At 32.2% G+C, this 12,676-nt stretch carries 10 protein-coding genes and 1 tRNA gene; 7 read left to right on the top strand and 4 right to left on the bottom strand.

Features of this window, described 5'->3' with window-relative positions; all coding sequences use genetic code 11:
• Positions 1–182 precede the first annotated feature (182 nt).
• Positions 183–446 (bottom strand): hypothetical protein, encoded by a 264-nt coding sequence (locus tag ABEG63_RS14760; protein ID WP_346585810.1) that lies wholly within the window; start codon positions 444–446, stop codon positions 183–185.
• Between the two features lie 242 nt (positions 447–688).
• Here ABEG63_RS14760 and ABEG63_RS14755 point away from each other — a divergent pair, with 242 nt between their 5' ends.
• The 4 genes from ABEG63_RS14755 (at position 689) to ABEG63_RS14740 (ending at position 4,421) form a co-directional block, all read left to right on the top strand.
• Positions 689–1,147: a GtrA family protein gene (locus ABEG63_RS14755; RefSeq protein WP_267405951.1), complete on the top strand. Its 459-nt coding sequence runs from the start codon at positions 689–691 to the stop codon at positions 1,145–1,147.
• Positions 1,148–1,150: 3 nt separating this feature from the next.
• Entirely contained in the window at positions 1,151–1,879 is a 729-nt protein-coding gene (locus ABEG63_RS14750) for a lysophospholipid acyltransferase family protein (protein ID WP_346585808.1), read from the top strand.
• 42 nt (positions 1,880–1,921) lie between these two features.
• A complete protein-coding gene (locus tag ABEG63_RS14745; RefSeq protein ID WP_267405949.1) occupies positions 1,922–3,367 on the top strand; it encodes a sugar MFS transporter in 1,446 nt (481 codons plus the stop codon).
• A gap of 91 nt (positions 3,368–3,458) precedes the next feature.
• Positions 3,459–4,421, top strand: a complete 963-nt coding sequence (locus tag ABEG63_RS14740) for a DUF3810 domain-containing protein (protein ID WP_346585806.1) — start codon at positions 3,459–3,461, stop codon at positions 4,419–4,421.
• Positions 4,422–4,828: 407 nt separating this feature from the next.
• On the opposite strand, the gene ABEG63_RS14735 is transcribed toward ABEG63_RS14740, so the two are convergent.
• The gene (locus ABEG63_RS14735; RefSeq protein ID WP_346585805.1) at positions 4,829–5,167 is read right to left on the bottom strand and encodes a lantibiotic dehydratase C-terminal domain-containing protein; all 339 of its coding nucleotides are present in this window, start codon (positions 5,165–5,167) and stop codon (positions 4,829–4,831) included.
• A 596-nt stretch (positions 5,168–5,763) separates the two neighbouring features.
• On the opposite strand from ABEG63_RS14735, the gene ABEG63_RS14730 reads away from it, so the two are divergent.
• The 3 genes from ABEG63_RS14730 (at position 5,764) to ABEG63_RS14720 (ending at position 10,856) form a co-directional block, all read left to right on the top strand.
• Positions 5,764–7,275 carry a thioredoxin domain-containing protein gene (locus ABEG63_RS14730; protein ID WP_346585803.1) on the top strand — a complete coding sequence of 504 codons (1,512 nt, stop codon included), beginning with the start codon at positions 5,764–5,766 and terminating at the stop codon, positions 7,273–7,275.
• Positions 7,276–7,366: 91 nt separating this feature from the next.
• Positions 7,367–9,562, top strand: a complete 2,196-nt coding sequence (locus tag ABEG63_RS14725; RefSeq protein WP_346585801.1) for a peptidase domain-containing ABC transporter — start codon at positions 7,367–7,369, stop codon at positions 9,560–9,562.
• Entirely contained in the window at positions 9,552–10,856 is a 1,305-nt protein-coding gene (locus ABEG63_RS14720) for an HlyD family efflux transporter periplasmic adaptor subunit (RefSeq protein ID WP_267405944.1), read from the top strand. Before ABEG63_RS14725 ends, ABEG63_RS14720 begins: the two co-directional genes overlap by 11 nt.
• Positions 10,857–11,213: 357 nt before the next feature.
• Here the strand turns inward: ABEG63_RS14720 and ABEG63_RS14715 are convergent.
• Both ABEG63_RS14715 and ABEG63_RS14710 read right to left on the bottom strand, forming a co-directional pair.
• A tRNA-Met gene (locus ABEG63_RS14715) sits at positions 11,214–11,287 on the bottom strand.
• A gap of 44 nt (positions 11,288–11,331) precedes the next feature.
• Complete coding sequence (locus tag ABEG63_RS14710) at positions 11,332–12,618, bottom strand: TlpA disulfide reductase family protein (protein WP_346585799.1); 1,287 nt, start codon at positions 12,616–12,618, stop codon at positions 11,332–11,334.
• Between the last annotated feature and the right edge of the window lie 58 nt (positions 12,619–12,676).

Below are 12,676 nucleotides of genomic sequence, written 5' to 3'. Positions count from 1 at the left end.
GGCTCGGGCTGGCTTTGCCAGCCCGAGCCGAAAACAAAAAAATAGCGAGTGCGAAAAGCGGGAAATAGCTCCTTAGCAAGTTTTAGAGTTTTAGAGTTTTAGAATTTTAGAATAAATATTCAGAAACAAAAAGAAGCACTCGACTGAATGCTTCCACATATTTTAAAATGCATTATGCATTATTAATGCTTTGTTTCAGTTTTTTTATCATTAAACTGTATCAACCAATCTTCGATCTCATCTTCTAAATAAGAGGTCTGAAGTATCATTGCATTGATAAAATCATCCGGTACAGGTTCCCCAGTAGAGTTTTCAAGATTCCAAAGTTCATTGGACATATTTTCATACTCAGAATATACGCGTTTAAAGCGTGTACTTTCTTTTTCTAGTGCTTCAATATTTTTTTGCTGAAGCTGGAATTTTCTGTATTTGTTTTGATTTTTCATACAAATAATGGTAGTTAAGTGGGTAAAAAGTGGTAATAAATTTTTAATTGCAAGACGATGCGCCCAGCTTACAAGATAGAAAACCAACAGCACAATAAGCTGAAAATGAATTTATTATCAGGTAATTTCGTTCCGTATTAGTTAGATTAAATTTAGAAATTAATTTTAATTCACAAAAATATTTAACATCTTTTTTTAAGGGTTTAACATATAGTTATAAATTTGCACATCATATATATTAGATGAAAGAATTAGTACTACGTCATAAACAGATTTTATTCTTCATCATTGCAGGAGGACTGAGTGCAGTGGTTGAAATCGGAAGTTTTAAAACCTTCAGCACGCTTCTTCCTCAGATATTTCCGCATGAGCCGGATTATCATGGAATACATTATCCTCTCAGTAATATCTTTTCTACAAGTTGTGGAATCATCACCAATTATTTCCTGAGCATCTGGTTTGTTTTTGAAAGAGGAAAACATTCGAAGAGAAAAGAATTTGCTTATTTTATTTTAGTATCATTTATTTCGACCTTATTTAGTCTTGGTTTCTTCCAGATATTTTACAGTTGGATATTTAAAGATAATATAGATCTTGGGTTTTATACGTTAAGTCCGGAAATGATTAGTAAAATTGCTGCAATTTTATTAGTTTCGGTTCTGAATTATTCGGTGAAAAAGAAAGTAATTTTTAATGGATAACGTGTGGGAAAGATCTTAAATTATCTTTGGAGATTTTGGTTGATATTGTTGGCATTTGTTTTAACAATCATTTTTGGGATTCCGGTTTATATCTTATCGTTTAATAAAAAGCATTATAAATATGCTTATCAATTCATCCGCTTCTGGAGCTACGGAATGTTCTACGGAATGGGTTTACGGTATGAGCTCATCAACCTTTCAGATCAAATGATAGATAAGAACACACAATACGTTATCATTTCTAACCATACCTCGATCATGGATATTATGCTGACCTGCATTCTGTATCCGCACCACCCGATTTGCTTTGTTGGAAAGAAAGAGTTGGTAAAGATCCCGATTTTTGGAACCATATATAAAAGGATATGCGTAATGGTAGACCGAAGCAGCGCAAGAAGCCGCGCAGATGTGTACCGAAGATGTGCCGAAAAAATGGAGGAAGGGAACAACATCGTTATTTTTCCTGAAGGTGGTGTTCCGGATGATACTTCTGTAATTTTAGATGAATTTAAAGATGGTGCATTTACACTTTCTTCGAAACATAATTCTCCAATCGCAATTCACACTTTTATCGGATTAAAGGAAATTTTTCCGTTTGATAACTCAAAAGGTTATCCGGGTAAAGTAAAAGTATATTTTAACGGAATTTTACCCGCTTCAGATTCCCCGAAAGAACTGAAAACAAGGGCTTTTGACGAAATAAAAAAAACTTTGGTAGATCACATTAATTAAAAGAAATAATATATATTTGTTGTTAAGAAATTTTTAACAAACATGTCAAATTATTCAAAGCAAACTAATTGGGGGCAATTTATTCCATTAGTTACTGTATTTTTTTTCTGGGGCTTTATTGCGGCAAGTAATGACATCCTGATCCCGGTTTTCAAAAAGGCATTTAATTTAACCCAAACCGAAAGTATGCTCGTGCAAATATGCTTTTATGTGGCATATACGGTAGGTTCTTTAATTTATATGGCGGTTTCAAAAGGGTTGAAACAAGATTTAATTAATAAAATCGGCTACAAAAACGGGCTTATCATAGGTCTTCTTATTTCAGCAGCTGGTACTTTATTGTTTTATCCGGCAGCCAATATGGGATCGTTCCCACTCATGATCGCCGGTCTTTTCATTGTAGGACTTGGATTTTCCTTACAGCAGATTGTTGCCAACCCATTGGCTATTGAAATAGGGCCTGCAGAAACAGGATCTCAGCGTTTAACAATGGCTGGAGGTATCAACAACTTAGGAACAACGATAGGACCACTTATTGTTTCTTTCGCCATCTTCGGATCGGCTACCGCAGCCAGCACAGATATAAGTATTGAAAGTGTGAAAGTACCGTACCTTATTTTAGGTGCCGCTTTTGTTTTGGTGGCCATTATGTTGAAGTTTTCTTCTCTACCATCGGTAACGCCAACAAATATTGAAAATACAGAAGATTCTACTCCTGGAGAACACAGAAAATCGGCTTTCCATTATCCACAGTTGATTATGGGGATGATCGCGATCTTTGTTTATGTAGGTGTTGAAGTTTCCACAGCAAGTAATCTTCCTGCTTATATGGAAAAAGATCTTGGCTTTGAAACTAAAGATGTTGCTCCGTACATATCATTATATTGGGCTTCGATGATGATTGGCCGTTGGACGGGCGCTGTTGATGCGTTTGATTTAAGCGCAGGATTTAAAAAGATTTTAAGATTTTTAGCTCCTTATCTAGCTTTTGCAGTATTCTTATTAGTAAATGCAATTGCGCATCATGATTTGAAACCTTTCTATGTATATGGTTTAATTATCATCGCCATGATTATCTGTGATATTTTAAGTAAAGGAAACCCTGCGAGAATGTTACTTATTTTCTCTGTAGCCGGAATTGCCGCTTTATTAATCGGTATGTTTACAAAAGGAATGGTTTCCGTATACGCTTTCACAAGTGTCGGATTATTTTGCTCTACCCTTTGGCCATGTGTTTTTGCTTTAGCAATCAATGGTTTAGGAAAACACACAAATCAAGGTTCAGGTCTGCTTGTCATGATGATCATGGGAGGTGGGATTGTAAGTTTGATTCAGGGATATGTGGCAGATTTGGCAACGATTCACGTAAGTTATATCGTAGGTGTTATCTGTTTTGCTTATCTTGCATTCTATGCGATCCGAGTTACCGGAATTTTAAAATCTCAGGGAATTGATCTTGATAAAATCACCAAAGGAAGTGGTCATTAAGAATACAAAAATAATATATAAGAAGAGATTTTGGGCAGGTTTATTACTTGCCCAATTTCTTTTGTTCTTTATCTTCTCCAAACTGAAATTCATGATTTCTTTCTTTGAGTATTTTTTCGAAATTCAGAAGAGTTTTCATCAGATCTTATTTTCATGGATTCCGTTTTCGATGGGCGATGTTTTATATGTTTTACTGGGAATTTTTATTCTCTATTTCATCATCACCTCTTTCAAAAAGAAAACCCGAAATAAAAGTCTTTTAAAGTTATTGATTGGCATTAATTCATTCTACTTTATTTATCAGATTTTTTGGGGAATGCTGTATTTCCAGACGCCAATTATTGCTAAACTTAAAAAAGGAAACATTTCAGACACTTCGCTGGAAAGAAGAAAAGAATTAGCTTTAAAGTATCTTGAAAAATGTAAAGCCACTCGAAAACTTGTCAATCAAGATAAAAACGGGATTTTCATTGTGACAGATTTAAAATCGATACAAAAAGAAATTCTCCATCAACAATCACAACTCCCAAGTTTTATTTGCAGTAAAAAAGCTCCACAGATCAACTCTTTTAAACCTAGTCTGTTTAAAAATATCATGAGCTTTACTGGAATTTTGGGATATTACAATCCGTTCACCGCAGAAGCACAATATAATTCTGAATTACCTTCTACTTTTCTTCCTTTTACTTCAGCACACGAAAGTTCGCATCAATTGGGCTTTGCAAGAGAGCAAGAAGCCAATTTTGTAGGTTATTTAATAGGAGTACATTCTCAAAATCTCGATCTGAGATATAGCACAGAATATTATACTCTGAAAAGTTTGTTGAATTCAATTGCGTATGAAGATGAAAATTTTGTAAAAACAGCTTTGAAGAATTATTCTCAGGAAATGAAAAAAGACAGATTGTACGAAAGAGCATTTATTTACAAACACCAAGGCTTATTAGATGACTTTTTCGGATTTACTAACAATCTGTTTTTAAAGAGTAATCAACAGGAAGGTTCTGTGACTTATTCTTATTTCATTGATTTATTACTTCACTACGAAAAATAGCCTAAAAAACAAAAGAATCGTATCAGGCGATACGATTCTAAAAACACAAATGATGAAAAAAAATTTATTACCTTGACTTGTTCCCTCATTCAAGGCGTTGTAAAAGTACAACATATTTTGTAATTACAAAAACATTTTACTTCTTTTTTAAAACTTTATGAAAACTTTAAGAATTTTTAAGTAGAAGTACAACAATCACTGAAAATCTCACAGTTGAATGACATTCTTAAAAACATTATAATTAATGATAAAAAATCATTCGATATGTAAATTTAACTACAATAATTCACAAAATCAAACAAATGTTTGATTTTGTGTTTTTCTTATATACTCAAATTGAGATAGATCGTGAAATTGAAAATATTTTGATCTTAATAAAAATTTAAACTAAATGTTATTAAATCAATTTAAATTAAAAATCCTACTACAACAATTAAACCTTTAACCAACTCAATTTTGAGTATTTTGAAAGAAAAGGGTTTTATAGTAACGATGTAGATAATCATTTCAAACAATCTCTGATCAGAAACAAATATTCTGTTGACATGCATATGAAATAGACTTTGGACAATGCTTTCCAGCATTTTGCCTTCTGCTTTAGAAAGGATATTTTGTATTGAGAATTCGTTTTCTTTTAAATTCTTTTTTATTAAATTTTTGAAATCTACAAAATCTTCCGGTTCCAGAAAATCAACATATTTGGGCTTGAAAGTTCTGTATTTATATTCAACCTTAAAAATTGACAAAAAAAGGATTGAAATTGATCATAATATTATTGAATTTGACTTCTCAAGAAAGAAATCACTTTTTTCACTCAACTTATAATTTAAATAACACTTTATTTATCCAACAATAAATAAGCACTTAATTTCCATCAAATCCAAAATAAATACAAATATTCCCCTTACTCACACACCTTAAAACACACTAAAAACATAAAATAAATAAAAAAATATCACATATTAAACCACTGAAAACAAATAAATTACCTCTAAATCATTTCTAAATTTATAAATCTAGAGTAGCTTTTCTTTTTTCACACAAGAGTGTTGTGTATGTTTGCAATGGGTAAAGACACAACTAATAATTTTTTATTTTTTACACCGGTAAAAAATAATGAAACTCAAATGAATCACAAAACGTGGGAATGCATTTCTAAATTATTTAATAGTTAGAGATGGTTCAACAAAAAGGAGGAATTTTTTCCTCCTTTTATATTTAATTCACGGCAATTTGCAACAAATTATTAACGATTTTAAATAATTTATTAAAATAAGTCACTTGTAAAAGAAAAATATTTGTTTTTTTAAAACATCTGCGTATTTTAGTTGAAAATATTAACATGATCTTCGATAAACTAATACACTACTTAAAACTAGATAAACAGGAGTTTTTGTTCCAGTTTAATTCTCACCCCAATTATCCGTCTGCTTTGGCATTTAGTGATACTTTAAATTTTATGGGTGTACGAAATGACGCCTACGAACTGGAAAAACAATATTGGGATGAACTGCCAGAAGAATTTATTGCCATTGTTGATAATTCTTTTTCGTTAGTAAAAAAAACAGGAAATAATTATTCAATATATTCAGAAAAGGCCAAAACTTTAAACAAAACAGAACTTCATAAAAGCTCAACAGATTTTGTACTTTTATTTGAGAAAACAGAAAATGCAGAAAGCAAATCTGGGCTGAATATAAAACCTCTTCTCTACCTTGCTTTAGCTCTCATCGCTGCATATACTTTATTAACACATACCTGGTATCAAAGTATTTTTAACCTACTTTCTCTTGCGGGAGTTTATATTTCTTTGGAAATTTTTAATCAAAAATTCGGAAATACATCAACGGTTATCGGAAGCATTTGTGGAGATACAGTCGGCGGAAAACAGGCTGTAAATTCTTGTAATAAAATCATCACACAGGATAAAACCAGCATTTTAGGGCTAAAATTTTCTGACTTTTCATTAATTTATTTCATAGGAATTACCATTTTAGGACTATTCCTTCCGTCAACATCATACATCATTAAAGGATTTACCTTTGTTTCCGTTTTAGCTATCGGATATTCGCTTTACATTCAAGGATTTGTAGAAAAAACATTTTGCAGAGTCTGTCTATTGATTATTTCGGTGTTAGTTGCTCAACTGGTCATCAGCTTTCTATTGTTTGAAAATGTATTTATTGAAATAAAAACGGTTTTATTAAGTCTTGTTTTATGGATTGCCACTTTTACATCAATTTTATATATAAATAATACACTTGAGGAAAAAGAAAAATTACAAAAATCGAATGCTAAAAATTTAAGATTCAAAAGAAATTACGACTTATTCAAAGGGCAATTGCTGGAAAACGAAAAAATTGCTTTTCAGGATAATCAAACATTTTCATTGGGAAATCCTGAAGCTAAACTTCATATTTCGATTGTTTCCAATCCTTACTGCGGTTTTTGTAAAGACGGACACAAAATTGTGGAAGATATTGTAAAGAAATATCCAAACGAAATTTCAGCACAATTAAGATTCAATTATTTTCCAGACAGAAGCCCGGAAAAATACACCGGATTAATATCAGATTTCGTTCACATTTACAAAAACAAATCTCATAAAGAGTTTCTTGAAACTGTTGAAGAATGGTTTGAAACTAAAAATGAAGATCAAATTCATGCAAAATCCGGAAGAGGAGATCATGCTGAAGACCTTAATCCGATTATTGAAATGTCCAAAGACAATACAAATAACGGATTGAATTTTACCCCTATCATTATTATTAATGGTCATCAATTCCCAGATAAATACGATCGCGAAGATATCTGGTTCTTCATTGATGAATTATTGTACGATGATGAATTGTAGAAATTAATTTTTTGTAATTCAAACTAAACTAAATCAAATAACATATAAATTAGAGGCTATATATGTATAGTCTCTAATTCTACAAGAGTTAATGAAGAAAAAATTCCCTAATTACATCCAGCCAGACTCCAAAGATTGCGGACCAACCTGCCTGAGGATTGTAAGTAAATATTATAAAAGAAGCATTTCTTTACAACAGATTCGTAACCTTTCTGAAACCACAAGAGAAGGAAGCAGCTTGCTTGGTTTGAGCGATGCCGCCGAAGATCTTGGATTTCGCTCACTGGGTGTGCAAATCGATTTTACAACACTTAAAGAAGAAGTTCCGATGCCGTGTGTTGTGCATTGGAACAAAAATCACTTTGTGGTCGTTTACGATGTAGATAAAAATGATAAAGTATATATTTCAGATCCCAGCTATGGGCTTATAACTTATACCAAAGAAGAATTCATCAAAAGCTGGATTGGCGAAAATGCCAACGAAAATACCGAAGAAGGAATTGCCTTAATTCTTGAAACAACTCCTGCATTTTTCCAGACAGAATTTGAAGAAGAAGAAAGCAAAGCCAGTTTTTCATTTCTTTCAAAATATTTGTTGAAATATAAAACACTTGTTATACAATTAGCGATTGGGCTTTTGGCAGGCAGTTTACTTTCTTTAATATTCCCTTTTCTTACCCAAAGTATCGTTGACGTGGGAATTCAGAATCAGGATTTAAATTTCATCTACCTTGTTTTGCTTGCCCAAATCATGCTTTTCTTAGGAAGAATGGGAATAGAAATGATCCGCAGCTGGATTTTATTACATCTTTCAGCAAGAATCAATATTTCGATCATCTCAGATTTTTTTATCAAATTAATGAAGCTGCCCATCAGTTTCTTTGATACCAGAATGACGGGAGATATCATGCAGAGAATCAACGATCACCATAGAATTGAACAGTTATTAACGAGTTCTTCTCTTAATACATTATTTTCTTTGGTGAATCTTATTATTTTCAGCATCGTATTGTTGATGTATGATTATCAACTATTTATCATCTATATCATTGGAGCAGCACTATACATCGGCTGGATTACTTTCTTCCTTAAAAAGAGAAAAGAATTAGATTATAAAAGATTCTCACAGGTTTCTCAGGAGCAAAGTAAGGTGATTGAGCTCATCAACGGAATGCAGGAAATCAAAATGCATAACGCCGAAAAACAAAAACGTTGGGACTGGGAGTTTCTTCAGGTGAAATTATTTAAACTTAGAATAAAATCTCTTTCGCTAGAACAATGGCAATCTGTTGGTGGAAATTTTATCAACCAAATGAAGGATATTTTGGTAAGTTTTTTATCTGCAAAACTAGTTTTAAGCGGAAATCTTACATTAGGGATGATGCTTTCCGTTCAATATATTATCGGACAATTGAACAGCCCTCTGTTACAATTAATAGATTTCATCAAACAAACTCAGGATGCTAAAATTTCGTTGGAAAGGTTAGGTGAAATTCATGATAAAGATGATGAAGAAAATAAAGATGAACAATACGTTCATGAAGTTCCTCAAAAAGACATCGAAATCACAAACGTTTCATTCAGATATATTGGTTCGGATGTTTTTGTTTTTGAAAATTTAAACTTAAATATTCCATATCAAAAAACCACAGCCATCGTTGGAGCCAGCGGAAGTGGAAAAACTACTCTTCTAAAATTATTAATGAAATTTTATGAGCCCAACGAAGGTGAAATTAAAATTGGCAATACAAAACTAAACAGTGTTTCACCAAGATTTTGGAGAGATCACTGCGGAGTGGTTATGCAGGAAGGTTATGTTTTTAATGATACCATCGCCAATAATATTGCTATTGGAGAAGATCATATCGATAAACAAAAACTAAGAAAAGCAGTAGAAATTGCCAATATCAAAGACTTTGTTGAAAGTTTACCGCTAAGTTACAATACCAAAATCGGGAATGAAGGCGTAGGCGTAAGCGGTGGTCAAAAGCAAAGACTTTTCATTGCCAGAGCCGTTTATAAATCTCCAGAATACATATTTTTCGATGAAGCAACGTCTGCATTAGACGCCAACAACGAAAAAGTGATTATGGAAAATCTAGAACAGTTTTTTAAAGGCAAAACGGCAGTGGTCATTGCGCACAGACTTTCTACTGTAAAGCATGCCGATAAAATCATTGTTTTAGACAAAGGAAAATTGGTAGAAGAAGGCAACCATGCAGAATTGGTAGCTTTAAAAGGTGAATATTACAGACTTGTAAAAAATCAGTTAGAACTTGGAAACTAAAAAAGATATACTCGATAATATAGAACTTCGTTCTGAAAGCGTTCAGGACATTCTTACCCAGCCGCCACATTGGATGATCCGATGGGGAAATAGCGTCATTTTCATTATTCTTATTTTAATTTTGATTATGAGCTATATTATAAAATATCCCGAATTTATTGCGGCTCCCATTGTGGTTACCTCACAAAACCCGCCGGAAAAAATTGAAGCAAGAAACAATTTAAAAATTGAAAAAATTCTTATCAAAGATCATCAGGATGTAAAAAAGGATCAGGTTTTAATGGTAATGCAGTCTACGGCTAATTATACCGATATTTTAGCCTTAAAAAAATATGTGGATAATATGACTCCCAACAACCTTTATTCTTTTCCTGTAAGTGAGGTTTCGCACTTCAAACTGGGCGAGTTGCAAGGAGATTATAATAATTTTGCTAAAGCTTTTCAGGATGAACAGCTTTTTACAAGACTGCAACCTTATGCACCGGAAAATATTGCCGCCAACCAAAGTATTTCCGAATATCGAGGAAGAATTATCAACTTGAAACAGCAAAAAATTCTGGAGCAGGCTAAATATGATCTTACACGAAAAAATTATCAACGTTCTCAGGAACTTTTTAACCAAGGTGTGATTGCTTCCGTAGAACTTGAAAACGAAAAAATAAAATATCTGCAGGCTCAGCAAAATGTGGAAAACATTAATATTTCTTTGTCTCAGATGGAAGAAGCTATTTCTAACTTCAACAAAACAAAAAGCGGAGCTGCCATTAATACTGAAAAAGATAAGATTACCTATTCTTCTCAAACACTTCAATTATTTGAGCAGTTAAGAAAATCGTTGAAACAATGGGAGCAGACTTATCTCATCATTTCTTCAACAGATGGAATGGCTAGTTTTCAGCAGTTTTTTGGTGAAAATCAATTTGTAAAAATGGGTGATGCTATTGTTTCTATTCTTCCGAAAAATAAAGATAAATTAGTGGGAAGAATGTCTGTTCCTGCTACCAATTCAGGAAAAGTAGTTCCTGGTGAAAAAGTTTTAATTAAACTAGACAATTATCGTTATCAGGAATTCGGAATCGTTAAGGGTAAAGTTCAAAATATATCTCTTTCGCCTGATAAAGACGGAAATTATTATGTAGACATTGTTCTTCCGCAAGGATTAAAAACATCTTACAATAAAAATTTAACTTTTGATAAAGAACTTCGTGGAAGCGCCGAAATTGTAACTCAAGATTTAAGGCTAATTGAGAGGTTTTTCTATCAAATACGACAATTATTAGGCTATCAAGTTTAAACTAGTATAAAGCCCGTAAAATAACTTTTACGGGTTATTTTTTGCGCGATAGTTATATCTTAATTTTTGAAAATTATTTTTGGGTATTAATAAAACTGTTGTGATTAGTGATATTGATTTTTAGATTTTAGATTAATCACAAAGAGTCATAGAGGTTTTATTTGCAACAAAACTGAGAAACAAAATTAATTGCTAATTGCTTTTTATTTATAGCCACAAATAAACCAATATTAATGCAGAAAGTAAATCTCTAAATTTTTGCTTGAATTCTACGTATTGTGAATGAGATTTAGAAAAATTATAAAAATATATAAAAACAAAAAACCGAAACAAATGTTTCGGTTTTTCTCGCTATTGTAGCGAAGACGGGAATTGAACCCGTGACCTCAGGGTTATGAATCCTGCGCTCTAACCAACTGAGCTACCTCGCCGTTTTGGTGGTGCAAATATAGAAAATATATTTGAACCTCCAAAATTATTTTAACTTAAAATATTCTAAAACATCGCCAACATGGTCTGGCTTGCTGATTATCTTATTGTTAGCATCTAAAATAAAATACGTCGGAGTTGCATGAACATTGTAAGTTTCCGTATAACTACTGTTCCATCCTCTTAATTCCGAATCATTGATCCATGGGAATGCAGCAATTTTTTTAGTGTAAGAATCTTTATCTACATCTAAAGATAAACCTATAATCTGAATATCTTTTGCCTTCAGATCATTATATTTTTCCAATAATTTAGGTAATTCACTTTCACAGTGAGAACATGTAGATGACCAAAAAACGATGACCTTTTTATCAGCTTTCACATCATAAATTGACTTAGCAGTTGTATTTACAGGAGACTGAAATTTATTGTTCGGGAAAGTAGATCCTATCTGTACGTTTGCATTAGATTTTAATGTAGAAGCCAGTCGATCTGTAATGGTACATTTAAGATTTTTAGCAAGATTAAGATATTTATCTTTAAGATCTTTCATCTCATAAACATCAAATATATCTATTAACTCAGAAAGCACCGTTTGCCCTCTTGGCGTTTCAACCTTTAATTTATCTAATAATTTGTCTACAGATGCCCCAACATTTGCGTTTCCACCGGCATTTAAATAAGCTACTAAAACTGGCCTTAACAAGGAAGAAGTTTCAAGCATATCATTAGACTTATCTATAAAGTTTACGATATCATCCTGAGAAACCTTTTTAGAAGGGTCATTTGCAATATATTTCGCGTAATTGGTATTGTAATAAGAAATAAATGGATGCTTTGCAGCATCTATCTCATTTGACGTTCCCGTTAATCGGCTTATTTCTGTTTTTAATGCTTTCCCAAAATCTGTATTATCCTTATAATATTCTTTAATCTGAGTTAAAGCGGGTAAAATAAGTTCTTTTTTCTGAGAACCTTCCTGCTGCTTACTCATCAAATCATTGGCTTCGTCCTGATAAATTATATTATTGATTTTATTATTTTGAGCTTCAATCTTGATGCTTACATTTTTATTTTCAGAAATAAAGCTGAAAGTATTGTTAGATCCCGGAAAATAAATTTTCATCATTCCCGAATAACTTGTAGGATACTTAAAAGTAAGCACACCATTCTTTACTTTTTCTGTGGAAGCTATAATATCTCTCGAACCATTTAAGCTATATAAAATAGCATCTTGGTTGGTAAAATCAGCTGGAGTCTGAACTGTAACTGTAAACTGTGCCTGTATAGAAAATGCAGCCAAAAATGCCGCTAGTATAGAAATCTTTTTCATATAGTAAAAATAAAAAAACTCTCTGACTAAATCAGAGAGTTTATCATATTTTAATAAA

The organism is Chryseobacterium sp. C39-AII1 (assembly GCF_039672645.1).
Taxonomy (GTDB): Bacteria; Bacteroidota; Bacteroidia; order Flavobacteriales; family Weeksellaceae; genus Chryseobacterium.
The sequence above is the reverse complement of the archived record's forward strand: the minus strand, read 5'-3'. Positions and strand labels throughout refer to the sequence as shown.

Coding starts and splice junctions, on each gene's coding strand:
- ABEG63_RS14760 (WP_346585810.1), bottom strand. CDS start 446: ATGAAAAATCAAAACAAATACAGAAAATTCCAGCTTCAGCAAAAAAAT.
- ABEG63_RS14755 (WP_267405951.1), top strand. CDS start 689: ATGAAAGAATTAGTACTACGTCATAAACAGATTTTATTCTTCATCATT.
- ABEG63_RS14745 (WP_267405949.1), top strand. CDS start 1,922: ATGTCAAATTATTCAAAGCAAACTAATTGGGGGCAATTTATTCCATTA.
- ABEG63_RS14740 (WP_346585806.1), top strand. CDS start 3,459: ATGATTTCTTTCTTTGAGTATTTTTTCGAAATTCAGAAGAGTTTTCAT.
- ABEG63_RS14730 (WP_346585803.1), top strand. CDS start 5,764: ATGATCTTCGATAAACTAATACACTACTTAAAACTAGATAAACAGGAG.
- ABEG63_RS14725 (WP_346585801.1), top strand. CDS start 7,367: ATGAAGAAAAAATTCCCTAATTACATCCAGCCAGACTCCAAAGATTGC.
- ABEG63_RS14710 (WP_346585799.1), bottom strand. CDS start 12,618: ATGAAAAAGATTTCTATACTAGCGGCATTTTTGGCTGCATTTTCTATA.